16 protein-coding genes and 2 tRNA genes are annotated in these 20,937 nt (G+C 38.4%); 7 read left to right on the forward strand and 11 right to left on the reverse strand.

Annotated elements, in window-relative coordinates; genetic code table 11:
• Window positions 1–171: 171 nt before the first annotated feature.
• The gene (locus H7R46_RS12785) at window positions 172–909 is read left to right on the forward strand and encodes a hypothetical protein (protein WP_005271770.1); all 738 of its coding nucleotides are present in this window, start codon (window positions 172–174) and stop codon (window positions 907–909) included.
• 30 nt (window positions 910–939) lie between these two features.
• Here the strand turns inward: H7R46_RS12785 and H7R46_RS12790 are convergent, their stop codons facing one another.
• Complete coding sequence (locus H7R46_RS12790; protein ID WP_005271772.1) at window positions 940–1,860, reverse strand: hypothetical protein; 921 nt, start codon at window positions 1,858–1,860, stop codon at window positions 940–942.
• Window positions 1,861–2,037: 177 nt separating this feature from the next.
• Between H7R46_RS12790 and H7R46_RS12795 the strand changes: the two genes are divergently transcribed.
• Window positions 2,038–2,304, forward strand: coding sequence for a helix-turn-helix transcriptional regulator (locus H7R46_RS12795; RefSeq protein ID WP_182924215.1), 267 nt, complete (start codon window positions 2,038–2,040; stop codon window positions 2,302–2,304).
• Window positions 2,305–2,359: 55 nt separating this feature from the next.
• On the opposite strand, the gene H7R46_RS12800 is transcribed toward H7R46_RS12795, so the two are convergent.
• The 3 genes from H7R46_RS12800 to H7R46_RS12810 form a co-directional block, all read right to left on the reverse strand.
• Complete coding sequence (locus H7R46_RS12800; protein WP_000235462.1) at window positions 2,360–3,574, reverse strand: tyrosine-type recombinase/integrase; 1,215 nt, start codon at window positions 3,572–3,574, stop codon at window positions 2,360–2,362.
• Window positions 3,575–3,742: 168 nt separating this feature from the next.
• Window positions 3,743–3,832 (reverse strand) — tRNA-Ser (locus tag H7R46_RS12805).
• 85 nt (window positions 3,833–3,917) lie between these two features.
• Window positions 3,918–5,948 carry an NADPH-dependent 2,4-dienoyl-CoA reductase gene (locus H7R46_RS12810; RefSeq protein WP_005070485.1) on the reverse strand — a complete coding sequence of 677 codons (2,031 nt, stop codon included), beginning with the start codon at window positions 5,946–5,948 and terminating at the stop codon, window positions 3,918–3,920.
• A 297-nt stretch (window positions 5,949–6,245) separates the two neighbouring features.
• On the opposite strand from H7R46_RS12810, the gene argG reads away from it, so the two are divergent.
• A complete protein-coding gene (argG, locus tag H7R46_RS12815; protein WP_014206117.1) occupies window positions 6,246–7,604 on the forward strand; it encodes an argininosuccinate synthase in 1,359 nt (452 codons plus the stop codon).
• Window positions 7,605–7,665: 61 nt separating this feature from the next.
• Here the strand turns inward: argG and H7R46_RS12820 are convergent, their stop codons facing one another.
• Window positions 7,666–8,928 (reverse strand): GGDEF domain-containing protein, encoded by a 1,263-nt coding sequence (locus H7R46_RS12820; RefSeq protein ID WP_005070488.1) that lies wholly within the window; start codon window positions 8,926–8,928, stop codon window positions 7,666–7,668.
• Between the two features lie 149 nt (window positions 8,929–9,077).
• Here H7R46_RS12820 and pyrC point away from each other — a divergent pair, with 149 nt between their 5' ends.
• The 3 genes from pyrC to H7R46_RS12835 all read left to right on the forward strand — a co-directional run bounded on the left by pyrC (window position 9,078) and on the right by H7R46_RS12835 (window position 10,853).
• A complete protein-coding gene (gene pyrC / locus H7R46_RS12825; RefSeq protein ID WP_005070491.1) occupies window positions 9,078–10,112 on the forward strand; it encodes a dihydroorotase in 1,035 nt (344 codons plus the stop codon).
• A complete protein-coding gene (rnt, locus tag H7R46_RS12830; protein WP_002117536.1) occupies window positions 10,097–10,759 on the forward strand; it encodes a ribonuclease T in 663 nt (220 codons plus the stop codon). Before pyrC ends, rnt begins: the two co-directional genes overlap by 16 nt.
• A gap of 18 nt (window positions 10,760–10,777) precedes the next feature.
• A tRNA-Glu gene (locus H7R46_RS12835) sits at window positions 10,778–10,853 on the forward strand.
• Window positions 10,854–10,942: 89 nt separating this feature from the next.
• Here H7R46_RS12835 and H7R46_RS12840 read toward each other — a convergent pair.
• Window positions 10,943–11,530 carry a DUF2726 domain-containing protein gene (locus tag H7R46_RS12840; protein WP_005070495.1) on the reverse strand — a complete coding sequence of 196 codons (588 nt, stop codon included), beginning with the start codon at window positions 11,528–11,530 and terminating at the stop codon, window positions 10,943–10,945.
• A 305-nt stretch (window positions 11,531–11,835) separates the two neighbouring features.
• On the opposite strand from H7R46_RS12840, the gene H7R46_RS12845 reads away from it, so the two are divergent.
• The gene (locus H7R46_RS12845; protein ID WP_005070498.1) at window positions 11,836–13,950 is read left to right on the forward strand and encodes a TonB-dependent siderophore receptor; all 2,115 of its coding nucleotides are present in this window, start codon (window positions 11,836–11,838) and stop codon (window positions 13,948–13,950) included.
• Between the two features lie 41 nt (window positions 13,951–13,991).
• Here the strand turns inward: H7R46_RS12845 and H7R46_RS12850 are convergent, their stop codons facing one another.
• The 5 genes from H7R46_RS12850 to H7R46_RS12870 all read right to left on the reverse strand — a co-directional run bounded on the left by H7R46_RS12850 (window position 13,992) and on the right by H7R46_RS12870 (window position 20,924).
• Complete coding sequence (locus H7R46_RS12850) at window positions 13,992–15,236, reverse strand: NADH:flavin oxidoreductase/NADH oxidase family protein (protein ID WP_005070501.1); 1,245 nt, start codon at window positions 15,234–15,236, stop codon at window positions 13,992–13,994.
• Window positions 15,237–15,424: 188 nt separating this feature from the next.
• Complete coding sequence (locus H7R46_RS12855) at window positions 15,425–17,020, reverse strand: ABC transporter ATP-binding protein (protein ID WP_086260997.1); 1,596 nt, start codon at window positions 17,018–17,020, stop codon at window positions 15,425–15,427.
• Window positions 16,995–18,005, reverse strand: a complete 1,011-nt coding sequence (locus H7R46_RS12860) for an ABC transporter permease (protein WP_005070506.1) — start codon at window positions 18,003–18,005, stop codon at window positions 16,995–16,997. The genes H7R46_RS12855 and H7R46_RS12860 overlap by 26 nt, the downstream gene beginning before the upstream one ends.
• A complete protein-coding gene (locus tag H7R46_RS12865; RefSeq protein ID WP_005070508.1) occupies window positions 18,005–19,057 on the reverse strand; it encodes a microcin C ABC transporter permease YejB in 1,053 nt (350 codons plus the stop codon). Before H7R46_RS12865 ends, H7R46_RS12860 begins: the two co-directional genes overlap by 1 nt.
• A 31-nt stretch (window positions 19,058–19,088) precedes the next feature.
• Complete coding sequence (locus H7R46_RS12870) at window positions 19,089–20,924, reverse strand: extracellular solute-binding protein (RefSeq protein WP_005070509.1); 1,836 nt, start codon at window positions 20,922–20,924, stop codon at window positions 19,089–19,091.
• Between the last annotated feature and the right edge of the window lie 13 nt (window positions 20,925–20,937).

Here is a 20,937-nt window from a genome sequence, read left to right on the forward strand (position 1 = left end):
TTCAACATTGCTATTAGTAAATTTTAGAATTATTTTTAGATAGGCACAAATATTTACTATAAAATAAATTTAAAACAAATAAACATTTACTAAACGTATTTAGAAATGTTTATTCCACCTTAATTAAAATCTATAATCATATTAGAATTTCAAACATCATAGAACATCAAAATGGCAAGAAAACAACTGACATTGCAACAATGGCTTGATAAAGATCAGACATTAAAATCCTTGTTTTTAGAGCACGAATGTAACAAAGAACAGGCACTACTGCAGATAGTCCAGCTTCCTGATGGACGATTGCAAATTCAGCCCATCGAAACCATGATCCACCCATTACTCGTAGCAGAAATAACGAATCAATGGGTACTTTTACTCAATGAAAAATATTTTTCCGATCTGAAAAATAGATTCAGAAATTTCAAATATTCCAAGAAAAATCATGCGAATGTGAGAAAGCAATTTTATCTAACCTCACATACAGCAAAAAAAATGGAGACATTGACTGAAAAACTCAAACTTAAAACTGAGGCAGAGTGTCTAGAATTCCTGATGAATACGTATGAGACAAAGCAAACGCTCCCTCTACCCTATAAGCAAAAATTAAATGAAAAAGACATGATTATTGAGGAATTGAACCAACGCATCAAAGCCCTTGATAAAATGCTTTATATTAAACAGCTTCAGGTACGCAAACAGGATGAAGTTATCCAGAAGTATCTCATTAATGAATTAATCAATAGTAAAATTACCATTAATGAATTAACCAATAGCCCCCTTCAGGACGCCAGTGAAATTCAGAAATTAAAACTCCAGTTTTTAAAGGAAATACAGAAAAATATTCAGCTAGAGCAAATCAGGCACCTATCCGTTGATCAAATTGCTTCTGATACTTTTGGTAATGAATAAGTTGATGATTGTTTTTTTGAGTACTTCTTATCACTTTTGAATAAGAATATCCTGTAACAGTTCAGGACAATCTCTTAAGTGGTGAAGAATACTTTCATCATTATAAATGGTGTTATAGGGTATTTTTTTCCCCAGCAGCAAAGCAGGGTCAGTTGACTTCTGAGCAATGATTAATTCGTTTATTTCTAACTGAAGTTTGTCGATCCTGTTCTGATATTTACGATTCTGATAAACCTTTCCATGATAATTTTCATTCTGTTTATTATGGGAATTAATGAGTCGTCCCTTTTCCAATTCTTCAATCAATGCCAGCTTAGAATCTATTTCATTCTGAATCCAGACCAGATTATTTTTTTGATATTCAAGTCTAAGTATTGGCAAAATTGATTTTACCGCCTGTGATAAATTCTCCCACCGACCATTTTTATGAGCTTCATCCCTTAAAACCCGATACAGAATTTGATGGCGTGGGTATACATTCTTATCATTACGAACTTTGACTGCACGAATACCTCTCATTCGTTTCAGAATCTTTAAATTGCGTTGGGTGCAAATATTTTCATCCAAAGCCTGATAAGCCTGTAAAATTACACTATAACGTTTTTTTTGAATTGTATTTGAAAGCGTACCAAACTCGTCTTTTAATACATCCAGCTGTTCTAATAGTACCAATATCTGCATAGGTGAAATGACCGTATTCTCACCTAAAATCAGTTGATGAAATTCATTTATTTCTTTCGGAATTAAATCGTTAAGGTGTAGTCGCTCGTTCAGCACCTTCCGCTGCATCTCATTTAACTCAGAAACGATAATTCTTTTTTCTGGCTCATCAGCTGTTTTTATACTTCCACTTGCCTCACTCTGTAGAAAGCTGGATTCATAATAATTAAACAGACAATCAAAGAGCTCCTGCTCCAGTTCGCTTAAGTCTTCAAATTTCATAATACTCATATCATTATATTTCAATATGTTAACAATGTATAATAGTACTATTTTTTTATAATTATGCACTGTTCTTTTATCACTGTATACCACTGTCTATCATGAGCCATATGAAAGTATGCAATGTTCAATATCAATACTTTCATACTGTTAATATTTATGTGTATAAAATCCTAGAGGTGGAAAATGATAGAACAGCATTATCGTGTCAAAGACTTAGTCAACTACCCTGAACGCCCTGCCAATGACTATGTAGATCGTGGTGGTCGCAGACGAAAGCTATCTTATAAGCCTGCAACCAAAGGGATATTGAATATTGCAGAATCCACCTTCTGGAAAATGATTCGTCGGGGTGATTTTCCTGAACCTACCTATTTAACAGCAAGTATGCCCACATGGGCTGAAAGCCAGATTATTGAATGGCTTGAACTCAAAGAGCTTAAAGCAGCATAAATTAAATAGCCTGTCGTTTGACAGGCTATTTTTTTATCATTGGATTTTCATCTTTTTACTGTTGCTGATCCAGCAATGATTCTAGGTAATTCGCCCACTCCTGCATCATCTCCCGACGATTGTTTAAAAATTTGGTTCGATTGTAGGCTGTACCATTATTATCTTTTACTTTATGTGCCAATTGATGCTCAATAAAGTCTACACGTTGTTCTAATATTTCATCCAACATGGTTCGTGCGGTTGCACGTAATCCATGTGCCGTTTGCTTCCCAGCATAGCCCAAGCGTTTTAACGCTGAGTTAATCGTATTATCAGAAATAAAAGTTTTACCATCCCGACCCACGAAAATGTATTCACTGTATGGGTGCAGATCAATAATTGAATCAATTAAGTCAAAGGCCTGATCTGACAATGGTACAATATGAAGCTGCTTGGTTTTACTAGCTGTAAATTTAAAGCATCTTTCTTCACAATAGAAATACTCCTTTTTCAGCTTGCGTATCTCCCCAGGTCGCTGAAAGGTCAACACGGAGATTTTTAACGCCACTTGTGTGATATGTGAACAACGTGGATAAAGTTTGGAGTAGTTCCAAATTTTATTGAGCATTGGAGCTAGTTCCTGCTCCTCTGTCACGGCTGCAAAGTTCCCACCCTGTGGTTTGGGCAGTTCAATATCCTCAATAGGATTGTATTGAATCAGCTTCTTTTTACGTGCTGACTTAAATATCTGGTTCAAGTCCGATTTTAGGCGTTTGGCAACTGACAATGCACCACGTTCAATAATGCGCTTAAAGACCTTAATCTCAAGAATTTCCAAGGTAAGCTGTGGAAAGGTTAAATCACCAATATAGGGATAGACATCGTGCTTTAAACGACGGATCGTCTCTTCATCCTGTTTTTGCTCTAGCTCACGTTTATATAGCCATGCTTCAGCAACAATACGAAAGGTATTTTCTGCTTCTTTCTGTTTCTGGGACTTGGTTTCAATCCGCTCCATTGCTGGATCGATGCCCTGCTTAATGAGCTTCTTATATTCATCACGAATAGTGCGAGCATCATCCAGTGAAACTTCAGGATAAGTACCTAAAGATAAATCATTACGTTTGGCTAAAAATGGACGTGTGTAATTGAATATCCAGTACTTGCTACCACTCTGATCAATACGCAGGTACAGGTTTCCCCCATCAGACAGCTTATACATCTTGTCAGGATCAGGTTTAGCTTTTTTAACTTGTAAAGCACTAAGCTTATTGATTCCACGAGTCGCCATAATTCAGACATAAAAAAATGCAGTAAGAAATAATCTTACTGCATTTTTTACTACTTTATAACTACCGATTGGCGTAGTGCGTCACGGCTTGTCATATCGTATATTTCCAACTTTAACCTTATAAATCATAAACTTATATAGTGTTAAACAGTGTCAGAAACTTGAATTTGGCGGAAGCGGTGAGATTCGAACTCACGGAGGACTCACACCCTCGTCGGTTTTCAAGACCGGTGCATTAAACCGCTCTGCCACGCTTCCATGTGCGTAAGAATACAAAGCTTATTCATTTTATTCAAGAAAAATATCATCGCTTTGTGTTCAAGTGCATATTGTTTCATCAATTTTACAGTTGAGCAGCCAATTCTGCTCCTTCTTTGATCGCACGCTTCGCATCTAGCTCTGCTGCAAGCTTTGCACCACCAATAATATGGTAGTTCGCTATAGTCGACTCACCTTCTTTTGGCATCAAGTCTTTTACCGACTCTTGACCTGCACACACCACCACAGTATCTACACGTAAAAGCTGGTCTTGACCATTGTGCTCAATCCAAAGCCCTTCATCAGTGACTGCTTTATATTGCACACCACGCAGCATACGTACACCATGCTTTTTAAGCTGTGCACGGTGTACCCAACCCGAAGTCTTGCCAAGACCAATACCAAGTGGTGTGGTTTTACGTTGTAGTAAATAAATTTCACGGATTGCTGGTTCAACTTCTGGCGGCTGCATACCACCTTCAGAAACATAGTTCGGATCTGGGTCCACCCCCCATTCACGTTGCCAATCTGCCAAAGGTTGAGGCTGTGGTTGATGTGCCGGTTTAAGTAAAAACTCTGACACGTCAAAACCAATACCACCCGCACCAATCACTGCAACTTTTTGCCCGACTTCTGCCCCTTTTAAAACTTGAGCATATGAAAGGACTTGTGGTGCATCACTTCCTTCAATTTTTAATGCACGAGGGATTACACCTGTTGCAACAATCACTTCATCAAAACCTTCGCGTTCGAGCTGCTCACGATTTACGCGAGTATTTAAACGTACGTCCACCCCTGTTTTTTCGAGTTGGACTTTAAAGTAGCGGATCGTCTCGTGAAATTCTTCTTTGCCTGGTACAACTTTGGCAAAGTTAAATTGACCACCTACATCCGAAGTTGCCTCAAACAGCGTCACTGCATGGCCACGGCTTGCCGCAACAGTTGCCGCCGACATACCCGCTACTCCACCGCCAACAACTGCAATTCGCTTAGGCTGTTTAGTCTTTAAATAGACCAGTTCAGTTTCATGGCCTGCACGAGGGTTAACCAAACAAGATACACGCTTATTTTTAAAAGCATGGTCTAAACAGGCTTGGTTACATGCAATACAGGTATTAATTTCATCAACGCGGTTAGTCGCAGTTTTATTTACCCAAAATGCATCGGCCAATAAAGGACGTGCCATTTGAACCATATCTGCTTTGCCAGTTGCCAAAATTTCTTCGGCAGTTTCAGGCATGTTAATACGGTTTGACGCAATAATCGGAATAGAAATATGTTGTTTTACATGAGCAGTGTAGTCGACAAAAGCTGCACGAGGCACAGATGTTACAATGGTCGGCACACGAGCTTCATGCCAGCCAATGCCGGTATTTAATAAAGTCACCCCTGCTTTTTCTAAAGCTTTGGCTACAGTCACCACCTCTTGCATGGTGTTACCGTCATGGACTAAATCGAGTAAAGACAAGCGGAAACAGATAATAAATTTCTCACCGACTTTGGCACGAATCGCTTTAACAATCTCGACTGGAAAGCGCATACGGTTTTCAATTTCACCACCCCAACGGTCAGTACGCTGGTTCACGTGGCGACTTAAAAACTGGTTAATTAAATAACCTTCCGAGCCCATAATTTCGACGCCGTCATAACCTGCTTTTTTGGCAATGTCAGCGCACTGTGCGTAATCTTCTATTGTGCTCAGAATATTTTTTTCAGAAAGCTGGCGTGGTTTAAAAGGTGAAATTGGAGATTTAATTGCAGTTGAAGACACAACAAACGGCTGGTAACCATAGCGACCTGCATGCAAAATTTGCATTAAAATTTTTGAACCATGTTTATGCACAGCATGTGTAACCAGACGATGCTGTGGAATATCAAATAAGCTATTCATGGTTCCGCCAGCAGGTGCTAACCATCCTTGACGGTTCGGTGAAATACCACCTGTCACAATCAGGCCAACCCCACCTTTTGCACGCTCTTCAAAATAAGCTGCCAGTTTTGGATAATTGTAAAAACGGTCTTCAAGCCCCGTATGCATGGAACCCATCACCACACGGTTTTTAATGGTGGTAAAGCCTAGATGTAATGGTTTTAATAAATTGGCGTAACTTGTCATGCTGCGTCCCAATAATTTTTTGCAACTTGTTGCATAGTACTTTAATACTTTTTTGATAATTTTGGATGACCATGCAAAGAAATTTATCGGAGCTTATGGTCAATCCATTTATTTAAGAACAATACTTCATTCACTTCTTCTTATTCTATAAATAGCCTTATATTTTTTATCAAATTAAAACTTCGAATCAGAACAAGTGAATTAATGCTTTTTTTGCGAAAAAAAGCACCATGAATAGTGCTACAATAGCCGCCATTCAGAATTCTCAAGACCGCCTATATGGGGTCTTTTTCATAAATGTTAGGATTAGCAATGACTGATAATGCAACTATCTTGCAGCATGTACCAGTAGGCAAAAAAGTTGGGATTGCCTTCTCCGGAGGCCTAGACACTTCAGCTGCCTTATTGTGGATGAAACAAAAAGGCGCAGAACCTTATGCATATACTGCAAACTTAGGTCAGCCTGATGAAGATGACTACGATGCAATTCCAAAGAAAGCAGAACAATACGGCGCTGTAAAAGCTCGCTTAATTGACTGCCGCTTACAACTTGCGCTTGAAGGTATTGCTGCAATTCAGTGTGGTGCATTCCATATCAGTACAGGTGGTGTTCCTTATTTCAATACGACTCCACTCGGTCGTGCAGTAACAGGTACAATGCTAGTTACCGCAATGAAAGAAGATGATGTAAACATCTGGGGTGACGGTTCAACTTATAAAGGTAACGATATTGAACGTTTCTATCGTTATGGTTTGTTGACTAACCCGAATCTTAAAATTTATAAGCCTTGGTTAGATCAAAACTTCATCGATGAGCTCGGTGGCCGTGCAGAAATGTCACAGTTCCTGATCGACAACGGTTTTGACTACAAAATGTCAAAAGAAAAAGCTTACTCGACTGACTCAAATATGTTGGGTGCGACTCACGAAGCAAAAGATCTTGAATACCTAAATGCTGGTATCAAAATCGTTGACCCAATTATGGGCGTTGCTTTCTGGAAAGATGAAGTTGAAATTACTCCAGAAGAAGTGACTGTACGTTTTGAAGAAGGTGTACCTGTTGCATTAAACGGTCAAACTTTTGACAATCCGGTTGAGCTTATTCTTGAAGCAAACCGTATTGGTGGCCGTCATGGTTTAGGTATGTCTGACCAAATCGAAAACCGTATTATCGAAGCAAAATCTCGTGGTATTTATGAAGCACCGGGTATGGCTCTTCTTCATATTGCTTATGAGCGTTTGGTTACTGGTATTCATAACGAAGATACGATCGAACAATACCGCATTAACGGTTTACGTTTAGGTCGTTTACTTTACCAAGGCCGCTGGTTCGACTCTCAAGCACTTATGTTGCGTGAAACTGCACAGCGTTGGGTTGCTAAAGCGATTACTGGTGAAGTGACTCTTGAACTTCGTCGTGGTAATGACTACACCATCATGAACACTGAATCTCCAAACTTAACGTACGAAGCTGAACGTTTAACAATGGAAAAAGGCGATTCAATGTTTACGCCAATGGACCGTATTGGTCAGTTAACTATGCGTAACCTCGACATTACCGATACACGTGCAAAACTTGGTATCTATACAGATGCTGGTTTGCTTTCAATCGGCCAAGGTTCTGCTGTACCACAACTCGATAGCAAGAAAAAATAATTTTCTTACTTAATAAAAAAGCCACCGACAAAGGTGGCTTTTTTATTTCAAATATTTGTGCTCAAACAAGTTCTGCTACTTCCAAAGGTTGATAATAAATCTGGTTACGTCCAAGCTGCTTAGCCCGATATAAAGCTTGATCCGCAGCGTGAATTAATTTTTCCTGATTTACTTTAAAACCTTCTGTATAAACAGTAAAACCTAAACTAATCGTGACATGCTTAGAGACTAAAGATGCTGCATGAGGAATCGCTTGTCGCTCAATCGCTTTATAAATATTTGCAGCGACGGCATAGGCGCCTTGAGCAGGTGTTTTCGGTAACAGCACGACAAACTCTTCTCCACCATAACGGGCAACAAAATCAACATGCCGAATCGAATTTTTAATTGCAGCGGCAATAGATGAGATGACTTTATCCCCCATTTGGTGCCCATAAAAATCGTTATAATTTTTAAAAAAATCGATATCAATAAATAAAACAGCCAATGGGCGCTTTTCTTGCTTTGCACGATAGTAAAAAAAGTCGAACATCTCATCAAAAGTACGTCGATTTGAGATATTCGTCAGTGCATCCTGCTGGCTTAAATGAAGCAATTCAGATGCTTCAATACGTAAAATCTGTTCGTTAAGCTCAGCAAGCTGATTATTTAAAAAAAGGCTTCTTTCTCTTGAGGTAAGCATCGTACTAATTGAAAAACCTAAAATACAACTTCCAAACAGCGCTCTTCCCAAAGCAATAAAATCACAATTCGCTTGCCATAAAATCAGTAGGGAAAAAACACAAAAGGCTGCTGTTAAACCTACATAAAGCATATGTAGAGGCTTTATTCCGCTTAAAATAAAACCCAGCATATATAAGAAGGAAAGTAATAACATCGACTGGTTTTTAAGAGCGACATTTTCTACGCTAAGGAGCAACATTGCATTGATAATAATAGTCAAAAATACAATGCCACATGCGGCGATATAAAAATATTCAGTGAGTTTTTTAAACTTTGCAAAAACCCAAAATAACAGCAGTGCACAAGCAATATTAATTGCGCTAAGTAAACAGTAAATAAAATCCCAAGTAATATAAGGCACCCCTATGACCAAATAGTCTGTAGGTAGAGCCAGCAATATGAAAATGAGATAGGTTAAAACGCCACTTGCTAAAAATTTTGAGATATTCTGTTTAGTTCGCTCAAGATTTAAACACCAGAATTTTTTTTCTAATTGATGTGGCAGAGGTATATTGGCATAACGATGGGTATGTAGAGTTACTAAATATTCTATTTCTTCTTTTGCTTTGAGTAATTCATGTACATTTCCCCTATTTGCCACTACTTGATTCCTGCCTCTCACACATTAACAAAATATAACATTATTTTTTAAGGCCTCTGGCGCTTTATTTTGCCATTTGTCCGTAATTCTCGTTACCATTTTCACACTTTATCGATTATCATTTGTTTTATTTCGAAGTTTGAACTGCCTTGGACTCTATTACCCTGCTCCAGCCAGATGACTGGCATGCACATTTACGTGATGGTTTAGCATTAAAACGTACTGTACCTGATTTGGCCAAACAATTTGCTCGTGCGATCTGTATGCCAAACCTTGTTCCACCTGTAAAAACTGTGGAAGAAGCACTGGCTTACCGTGAACGTATTCTTGCTCATGTTCCAGAGGGTCTTAACTTTGACCCACGTATGGTGCTTTATTTTACTGATTTCACCTCACCAGATGAAGTTCGTAAAATTAAAGAATCTGGACATGTAAATGCTATTAAACTTTACCCAGCAGGTGCGACCACCAATTCTGATAACGGTGTAAGTGACATCCGTAAAGTTTATGCAGTCATTGAGCAACTAGAAGAGCATCAAGTTCCGTTATTACTTCATGGTGAAGTGACTCATAACCACGTTGATATTTTTGACCGTGAAAAACGCTTCTTAGATGAAGTTTTATCACCGTTATTAAAACAGTTTCCAAAACTTAAAGTGGTACTTGAGCACATCACAACAAGCGATGCTGCACACTTTGTTTTAGAACAAGACCGCAATGTGGCTGCAACGATTACGCCTCAGCATTTATTATTTAATCGTAATGATATGTTGGTTGGTGGTATTAAACCGCATTTCTATTGCTTACCAATTTTAAAGCGTCAAACTCACCAGACTACTTTGCTTGAAGTTGCAACGAGCGGTAACCCTAAATTTTTCTTGGGTACAGATAGTGCTCCTCACTCGCAAAATGCAAAAGAAAATGCGTGTGGCTGTGCGGGCTGTTATAGTGCGCCTAATGCAATTGAACTTTATGCTCAAGCATTTGATCAAGTAGGTAAACTAGAGCGTTTAGAAGGTTTTGCAAGCCACTTTGGTGCAGACTTCTACGGGCTACCACGTAATACTTCTACCATTACTTTGGTAAAAGAAGATAACCTCGTTCCGGAATCTTTTGATTATTTAGATGATCAAAAAATTATCCCGCTGCATGCCGGGAAAACGCTGCAATGGAGAAAAGTGTGACACAAGAAACCTCTGTCCCGGTCATTGGCCAACGTTTTCGTGGCTTCTTACCTGTTGTTGTTGACGTTGAAACGGCAGGTTTTAATGCCCAGACAGATGCATTGCTAGAAATTGCGTGCATTCCAATTGTGTATGATGCTCAGGGACAATTTGTCCCTGGTCCAGCATTTCATGCACATATTAACCCGTTTGAAGGGGCTAATCTCGATCGTCGTTCGCTAGACTTTATTGGTATTGATCCATTCAATCCAATGCGTATTGCAATGGCTGAAGATGAGCGCACTGCATTACGCCGTATTTTTAAATCGGTGAATGAAGTCCGTAAACAGCAACATTGTACACATGCAGTCTTAGTGGGCCACAATGCTCATTTTGACCTTGGTTTTGTGCAAGCGGCGATTGCGCGTACAAGTACAAAAAACCAAAACCCATTTCATAGCTTTTCAGTGATGGATACGGTTACTTTAAGTGCTGTTATGTTTGGACAAACTGTGCTTGCGAAAGCGTGTATTCAAGCTGGAATTGAGTTCGATGGCAAAGAAGCACACTCTGCTTTGTACGATACTCAGAAGACTGCTGAACTGTTTTGCTATATTTTGAACAAACTGTCACCTTACCTCCTTGACAGTTTGGTGGCGGCTTCTTAAGATACCGCCATCCTCAACGTCCCTATCGTCTAGAGGCCTAGGACATCGCCCTTTCACGGCGGTAACCGGGGTTCGAATCCCCGTAGGGACGCCATATTCTTTCTATCTATAAAGAATCCTATATCCAAATTATTTTATCTCACTTCAAATATCATCCATGAGATAAATTTCTTATTTTCAAAATCAAGAATTCAACTTTACTTCATCAATATGTTGAGTGGGTTGTACACGTGGATCATCTCTCTCAATAATTATTGCATCAGCAACTAACTTTGTATTTGTTAAATCTGGTTCTATTGAAACTTGAGCTAATGAACTCGATGCAATATTAAAATCACTATGTATTTGTGCCAATTCTGGTGTTCGTTTATAGCGTATGACTTTAAAACCAGCTTCTTGAATTAAAGCATCTCGCTCTGCATCAAGGTTTTCTTTCCCCTTATGGCTAGAATCATCCAGTTCAACAATAACAACTATATTAAACGCTTTATCCAACACAACAAAATCAGCAACTTTGCGATTAAATAAATTACGCGTCGCGTATCCTTGTGCTGTCATAAAAGCACTGAAAGCAACTTGCGCCAAAATAATATGTTCGGGCAAAGCTTCCTTTAGTTTCATAAAAGTAGGTTGTTCATTCATAGTAATGATACGCTTTCCCTTGATTGGGTTACGTTTTACATTTCTATTTTTGCTTTCCCCTTTCTTTAAAACATTTAAAATTACCAATATCATCATGGCTATTAAAAATATACCAACAATCGCAAACATCGAATTTCCCCTAAATAAATATAAAAAACTATTTTGATTTTCAAAAATACAATTAGAAACGGCTAGCTATAAATTATTTAATTGATTTTAAAAGCTATTGTTCTATGTATTTGATACCCTATTTTAGTCTGTAATTTATAATTATTTAAACTTATCAATTCTTGTTGTTTAATTTTTTGCCATTTGTATTTCCCAATAAAATACACTTGTACATATATATCACTGATCCAGTATTTCCTTTACATAGATTTACAATATAATAATTCTTATTTTTATACTGATATTTATTATCAACAAGGTTTTAAATGGATCTTAAGCTTCGCCTTCTCTCCCTGAGCATCGCTCAACTATGCTGTATTTCAAGTACTTTCGCAGAAACCCATAATTCCTCAACAACGCTCGCTACCATTAAGATTAAAGCCCAACAAGCTGCCGATCAAGCTTATAAAGTCGACAGTTCAAGTAGCGCAACACGTAGTGAAGTCGCATTAAAAGATACACCACAATCTGTCAGTGTAGTTACTCAAAAAGTAATTGAAGATATTGGCGCGACACGTTTGATTGAAGCGCTTGATTTAGCTGGCGGGGTGACTCGTGCTAATAACTTTGGCGGCCAAGGGTTAACAGGCTTTAATCTTCGTGGTTTCACTAGCGGAGAATTTTATCGTAATGGATTCCCGATTAACCGTGGTTATCCAAATGCTCCAGATAGTAACACTATTGAACGTGTAGACGTTTTACGTGGCCCCTCTTCTAGCTTATATGGCCGTGGTGACCCAGGTGGTACGTTTAACTTAATTTCTAAAACACCGAAGTCTGAGCAACAAACCACTTTAGGTGCTCAGCTCAGTAGTGAAGGTTTATATCGCACTACGGTAGATACCACAGGTACTATCCCTAATACAGAAAATATTGGTTATCGCCTAAATGTGATTGCAGAAGGCGGTGATAGTTATCGCGATCATGTCGAGTCCAAACGATATGGAATTGCACCAGTCATTCAATGGCAAGCTTCTGACGCAACAAAAGTTACTTTTGAAGCGGATATTTTACGAAATCAACATCCACTTGATCGTGGCCAAACACGTTATGCAGGCCAGAAGTCCTTTAATAGTTCACCCGAAACCTATTTGTGGGAAACAGGTAAATACAACAACCGACTCTACAATGATAACAATATGACTCAATTACGAGTCGAGCACGACCTTGGTAATGACTGGAAGCTAAATGCTGGTGTGCAATATTTAAATGGCAAATTGCATGGCTATGCGGTAGAGGCAAATGGCATTCAAGATGACGGAGAAACTTTAAACCGAAATTACAACTATCGCGAATTAAAATGGCAAGATACCGATGCCCAAATTAATCTAACAGGTAATTTCCAACTTTTAGGTCTAGCTCATACTTTAGTGACTGGGCTTGAATATGAAAACTATGATTATAAGTCATATATTATTCGTTCAGATGCTAAGTCAAATAACTACCCGATCAATATTTATGATCCAGTTTTAGGCCAACCTCTACCCGAGCTTAAAAACATTACGACCCATGACCGTGAAAATTTAAAAACAACTGCCCTTTTTGTACAAGACCAAATCGATTTAAATGAGCGTTTAAGTGCACTAGTGGGTTTACGTTTTGAGCACTACGAACATGATTACAAAAATCTTTTACCGAATACTGCAAACTGGAATACCAGTCATGACGCATTTATTCCGCGTTTAGGTTTAGTTTTTAAAGCGCGTGATGACCTTTCAATCTATAGCAATGCTGCAAAATCTTTTAAACCTAACACTGGTGCTAGCCGTAATGGAGAGGGATTTGACCCAGAGGAAGGCATGGCTTACGAGTTAGGCTTTAAATGGCAAGCACTCGACAATATGCTATCGGTTGACTCTGCGATTTTTTATGCAAAAAAAGAAAATGTCTTAACTCTCGATCCTGTAGATTCAGCCTATAAAGTTGCTGCTGGTGAAGTTCGTAGCCAAGGTATTGAGCTAAATGTTGCAGGGCAAATCACTCCAGCTTGGAAAATTATTGGTGGATATGCCTATACAGATGCAGAAGTCAGCAAAGATAATACTTTGAAAAAAGGAACCACTTTAGCCAATATTCCAAAGAATAGTTTTAATCTTTTAAATATCTATGAATTTCAGGATGGCCCTTTACAAGGCCTAGGTCTGGGCATTAATCAAAAATATATTGATAAACGTGCAGGTCAAACAGCCAATAGTACTTACACAATGAAAGGTTATGCTGTTACAGATTTAGTTTCTTATTATCAGGCAACACCAAAACTTCGTATTAACTTAGATCTGAAAAATCTTTTTGACAAAGTTTATGATGAAAGTGCTTTCAATCTATATGTATATCCGGGTGAATCACGTACTGTTCAATTAGGTATGAGCTATACGTTCTAAAACAAATACGCCATTTCAGTTATTGAAATGGCGTATTAGAATTATGCAGACTTACGTGAATTAACTTGTCCTTGAATCACCGCTTTAATATTGCCTTTGGCGTAATTGAAAAACACTACCAGTGGTGAAAGTTTTGGATTTGGCTTTTTACCTTTGCCAATCGTTTTAAATTGAGCTGCATACCAAATAATTTCCATAATTGCCATCTTATCAACAAATGGTAAGCCTGTTTTAATTGGTTTTACTGCATAGCGAACATCTTGCCCTGCAATTAAACGCTCAGTTAAATCAGTTTCTACTGCAAATGGACGAGCAATACCAATAAAGTCACATGCACCACTTTCAAGTGCGGCATTCATGCCTTCTACAGTACGGAAACCGCCTGTCACCATGAGTTTACACTTAACATGCTGGCGGATTTTCTCTGCAAAATCTAAAAAGTATGCTTCGCGTGCAATCGTACTTGCTTTACGTTTGTCGGCCTTAGCTCCAGCCATTGCTGGTGCTTCGTAAGTACCGCCTGAAATTTCAATTAAATCGATACCAGCTTCATCCACTGCTTTAAACACTGAAATTACATCTTCTTCGCTAATACCACCACGCTGGAAGTCAGCTGAGTTAAGTTTCACTGAAATGATAAAATTATCTGAAGTCGCTTCACGTACCGCTTTATAAACCTCTAGTAAAAAACGACTACGATTTTCAACTGAACCGCCCCACTGATCTGTACGCTTATTGGTTAATGGCGATAAAAACTGACTAATTAAATAGCCATGAGCACCATGTAATTGTACTCCCTCAAAACCTGCTTTTTCACAAATGTGAGCTGCTGTCGCAAAACGTTTAATAATATCTAGAATTTCGTCATGAGTAAGTTCACGTGGCGTTCCAAACATGGTTGCTAAAGCTGGGCTAAAAGGTACGGCTGAAGGCGCTACAGTTTCTTTATTTAAACCTTTTGGACACTGACGACCTGGATGCGATAATTGAATCAACTGAACCATGCCATATTTTTTACCTAATGCCGCCCATTCTTTTAAGCGCTCTAGGTCGCGTTCAGTTTCAATAACAACAACACCTGGTTCATTTTTTGCGCCGGCATTTACCATGACGTTGCCAGTAATGGCACAGCCAAGCTCACCTTTTGCCCATGCACCATATAAACCCAAATGTAAGTCATTTGGCTGGCCTTCATAATTTGCAAGTGCCTCACTCATTGCACCTTTAATAATTCGGTTTTTAAAGGTGGTATTGCGAATTGTGATGGGTTCAGCAATCTGGTTCATGGTTAACCTCTGTTCTTTGAATTTTAGAGCAATTACTCTAATTTAAATGAGTTATTGGGCATGTCAAGTCATAATCGATAACTGACAATAGCACATGTCAATTTTAAAAAATATAAAAATATGCAACTTTTTGCATTAGAAGTTTAACCAAAATTTATTTATATAAAACAATTAATTAAAAAATATCTTTAAAAGGATGCTTTAATTAACTGTTTCGTATATTCACTGTTAGGCTTAGAAAATAAGAGTTCAGTTTCCTGATATTCAACAACTTTTGCATGACGTAATACCATCACTTTATGGCAAAGTGCTTTTACTATATTGAGATCATGACTAATAAAAATATAACTTAACTGCTCAGTTTGCTGTAATTGTCTCAACAACTTGATCATGGCTTTTTGCGTGGTCCGATCTAAGGCCGAAGTATGTTCATCCAAAATTAAAAGTTTAGGCTGAACCACTAAAGCTCTAGCTAAGGCCACACGTTGACGTTGGCCACCTGAAAGCTCATGAGGATAACGGTGTTGAAAATCTTCAGTCAATTCAACTTTTACCAAAGCAGATTTAACTTGCTGGGTTACCTCTTTTTCATTCACAGCTTTTAACTTTAACCCTTCAGCAATAATCTGCCCTATTGTCATACGCGGGTTTAAACTACCAAAAGGGTCTTGGAATACAAGTTGAAAATCTGATCTTATCAAACGCAAGGCTTTTGGCTGCAACTGATTCAAATCTTGCCCTAAAAAAACAATCTGCCCTTCACTTTTAATAAGTCGGACCAAAGCCATCGCCAGTGATGACTTACCAGCACCACTTTCTCCCACCACCCCAAGTGATTCACCTTGAGCAAGATCAAAACTCAAATCTTCTATTGCGGTGAAATACCCTTGAATGCGATTTAAAATTCCTTTTCTTATAGGAAACTGCACGCTGAGCTGTCGAACTGATAAAACATTCTGTTGAGCAGGTCTAGACTCTACACTTCCAAAGTCATGATCTAACAACTGTGCCGTATAACTTGTTTTAGGATTTGTAAAGATTTGGCTCAGTTCACCTTGCTCTACTACACGCCCACTTTGCAATACAATAAGTTTCTCAGCATAGCGATGTACTAAATTGAGGTCATGGCTAATTAAAATAAGTGCCATCCCATATTTGCTTTGCAAAGATTTTAATAGCTCTAAAATCTGTATCTGTAAAACCACATCCAATGCAGTAGTAGGCTCATCAGCAATCAAAATTTTAGGCCGAAGCGCCAATGTCATCGCGATCATGACACGTTGTCTTTGCCCACCAGAAAGCTCATGTGGATAGCGTTTTAAAATTCGTTCTGGTTCAACAATTCCCACATCTTTTAGCAGCTCAACTATTTGTTGTCGAATTTCAAGTTTTGAGAAACCCGATAATAGAAGGTTTTCCCCTATAATTTTTTCAACACGATGGAGCGGATTTAACGCGGTAGCAGGCTCTTGAAAAATCATAGCGATTTGTCGACCACGTAAATTTGATTGAGCTCTTTCATCTAGCTCAAGCATATTTTGCGGTCCAATCCAGACCTGCCCCGTTATTTCTAATTTTTCTTGTAGCAAGCCCATTATTGCTAAGCAGCTCATCGATTTACCTGAACCACTTTCGCCCACAATAGCCAATGTTTCCCCTTCATTTAAGTAAAAATTCAGATCTTCCAATAAAACCTTTTTGTCTTTAGTTTGAACCGAAAGTTGCTCTACTTTTAATAATGCTAAAGCGGGATTTAAGTTATTTTCTTGGGTCAAAAGCATCACGAGCCGCCTCCCCAATATAAATTAAAAGTGAAAGAACAATCGCCAGACTAAAAAAGCCTGAAATTGCTAGCCATGGCGCATCTAAATTATTTTTACCTTGTAGTAATAATTCACCTAAAGAGGCCGCATCTGGCGGTAGTCCATATCCTAAAAAATCAAGAGCAGTTAAAGCGCTAATGTTAGTTGTTAAAATAAAAGGTAACTGAGACAAACTCGAACTGATCGCATTTGGCAAAATATGCCTAAAAATAATCGCACGATCAGTCACTCCCAATACTTGGGCTGCACGAACGTAATCAAGCTGACGAGCTTTTAAAAACTCTGCCCTAACAATGCCCACCAAAACGGTCCAGCCGAAAAACAACATAATGAAAAATAGCCAATATACATTTGGAACAAACATACTCACTAAAATCATGACCATAAAAAGCATGGGTAAGCCATTCCAGACTTCAACTAAACGTTGCCCCAATAAATCGACCCAGCCACCATAGTAACCTTGAATAGCGCCTACGGTAATTCCAAATAAAGCAGAACAAAAGGTTAAGGCTAAGCCAAAAAGCAACGACACTCTTAAGCCATAAAGAATACGCGCAAGAACATCCCTTCCTTGATCATCTGTTCCCAACCAGTTTTGCTTGGAAGGTGGTGATGGCACAGGAACTGCCAAATCTAAATTAGGAGTTTGATATGAAAATTGAATGAGGGGCCAAACTGCCCATCCCTTAGTATTAATAAGCGCTTGTACAGCAGGGTCTTTATAATCAGCTTCTGTTTCAAACACCCCACCAAACGCCGTTTCAGGATAAGTTTTCAACACAGGCAAATAGTAAGAATCTTCATACTTCACTAACAGCGGTTTATCGTTAGCAATTAACTCCGCGGCTAATGACAAAACCAAAATTAGACTAAATAAAATAAAGCTGGCCCAGCCCAATTTATGCTGCCTAAAACGCTGTAATCGTGTACGCACAATCAGAGACATTATTTGCCTCCTTGTGTATCAAAGTGAATTCTTGGATCAATCCATTGGTACAATACATCACATATGAGACGTAAAATTAGGCTAAATAAAGTAAAGAAAAATAAAACCCCAAAAATAACAGGATAATCACGCTGAACAATTGCTTCAAAGCCCAACAACCCCACCCCATCTAAATGAAAAATAATTTCTACAAACAGGTTACCCACAAAAAAAATGCCCGCTAACGCTTCTGGCAACCCTGCGAGCACAACTAAAATAGCATTACGAAAGACATGCTTATATAAGACCTGTTGGCTGTCCAACCCTTTTGCATAGGCTGCCAAAACGTAGGGCTTATTGAGTTCTTCTAAAAATGAGTATTTAGTTAAATAGGTTAAACTGGCAAAACCGCCTAATACCATGGTAATGAGTGGCAGAGTCATATGCCATAAATAATCGCTAACTTTGCCCCAGAGACTGAGTTGATGAAAGTTATCTGAGACTAAGTTTTGTAGTGGAAACCATTGAAAATAAGACCCACCTGCAAAAAAAACAACTAACAAAATGGCAAATACAAAACTTGGTACGGCGTATCCCACTACGAGGATTAAAGAAGTGGAGCGATCAAACCAAGAGCCCTGCTGTTTTGCCTTTTTAATTCCCAACGGAATAGAAATGAGATAAATGAGTAAAGTACTCACCAGCCCAAGTGAAATGGAAACAGGCATTTTTTCCCACAACAATTGCACAACAGGTTTATCTTTAAAGAAACTTTGTCCAAAATCTAAAGTTAAATAGCCTTTTAACATTAAGAAAAACCGTTCAGGAGCAGAACGATCAAAGCCGTACTGAGCCTTAATTTGTTCAACCATTTCAGGGCTTAAACCTTGAGCACCTTGATAATAAGTTTCTGCACTCAATGCACGGCCAATTCCCAAATCGCTTTGTGCCTGATGTATTGCTTGCTCAACTGGCCCACCCGGTGCAATTTGCACAACCACAAAATTAATCAATAAAATGACAAACAATGTGGGAATCATTAAAAGAAGTCGCTTGAGAATATATGAACCCATATAACAGGATTTCCTTTATGGCAGCTGCTTTTTATTGTTGATGTAAATATTTGGCAACTTTTTGGGCCTTGTTTGCATCACTCCACCAATATTCTATTCCAGAAGAAAGTGCTGGTTTAACTTTAGGTTGTTGATACATATTCCAATAAGCATACCAGTTTTCACCTTTACCATAGGTCGGGATTTGATAATAACCAGCTCTAAGCAATCGATCGAGAATGCGAGTACAAATAAGCTGCTGTTCACGATTTTTACTCGCAACGAGTTTTGAAATCACTTGATCAATTACTGGATTGCGAATTCCAGCATAATTGTAATTTCCATCCTGAGCTGCGGCGATACTCCCCCAAAATTGAGTCTGTTCATTTCCCGGATTGAGAGATTGAGGCAAATTCATTGTGGTCATATCAAAATCGTAACGACGAGTCCGTTCTAAATATTGCGGAGCATCAACCTGACGCAAATTAACTGCAATACCTAATTTTTTTAAGTTACGAATAAAAGGTAGAAGTGTTCGTTGTTTACCATCTTGCTGAATTAGAAATTCAAGCTGAACTTTTTTTCCTTCAGGTGTAAATAGCTGCCCTTCTTTAACTTTATAGCCAGCCTGTATAAGTAATTGCCGTGCAGTTAACAAGTTCTGACGGTTGAACCCACTTGCATCCGACACTGGATATTTCCAGTCAGCTAAAACACCTTGTTGCATGAGTGGAGATAACTTAGGCAATAACGGTTTTAACAACTCTAATTCAGGTTTTGAAGGTCGACCTGTTGCTGCTAATTCACTATTTTCAAAATAACTTTGTAAGCGCTGATATTGTCCATAAAACAAAGCTTTATTCTGCCATTCAAAGTCATAGGCATAGGTTAAAGCTTGTCTAAAACGAATATCATTTAAAGGTTTTCGTCGTGTATTAAAAACATAGCTTTCAGTGGCAATAGGATTATGGTGACGAAACTTATATTGAGTAACCAACCCTGCTTTTACGGCTGGAAACCGGTAATCAGTTACCCATTTTTTAGGATTAGTTTCTTCATGCAAAGTGTATTGCCCAGATTTAAATCCTTCAAAAGCAATATCCCAATTTCGATAATAAACATATCTCAAGCGGTCAAAGTTATAACGCCCCTTATTAATAGGCAAATCTTTTGCCCAATAATTTGGGTTCCGTTTATAACTAATGCTTCTGCCCGGATCAATTCGATCAACCACGTAAGGTCCCGAACCAATAATCGGTTGTAGGGTAATTCGGCTAAAATCTCTTTTTTGCCAATCTGCTTTTGAATAAATGGGTAAGGTTGCCAAAATGAATGGCATTTTAGGGTTATGTGTAGACTTAAAACTAAACTTTACTTGATGAGTATTTATTACTTCTGTTTTAGCCAAATCGGCAAGGTACATTTGCAAACCTAAATTGGACTTCGTCTGATAGGCATCAAAACTAAATTTAACATCTGCCGCAGTGACTGGCTGCCCATTACTAAAACGCGCTTTAGGGTTTAAATAGAAAGTCACTGATTGTGTTTTTTCTGGGTCATAACTCACTTTCTGTGCCAAAAGCGGATATAAAACCCCGACCTCATCAAGTGATTGAGTCATTAAGGTATCAAAAAGATAATTCACTCCTTCTGTAGCATTCCCCTTCCCATTCATACTATTAAGGTTATCAAAAGTTCCTTGAGCTGCCTGACTTAATAGGCCACCTTTAGGAGCATTAGGGTTTGCATATGGCATAGCCATCATTTCTAAATATTTAGGTTTGGAATAAATTGCTATATATGATGTGGTTTGCTGTGCAGAAAAAACTGCATTCGAAACGACACTGAGCCCGACTAGCAGGCTCAGTTGAAAATTTAATTTATGCATAAGTGGCTAATTA

The organism is Acinetobacter sp. BEC1-S18-ESBL-01, from assembly GCF_014169935.1.
GTDB classification, from domain to species: domain Bacteria; phylum Pseudomonadota; class Gammaproteobacteria; order Pseudomonadales; family Moraxellaceae; genus Acinetobacter; species Acinetobacter pittii.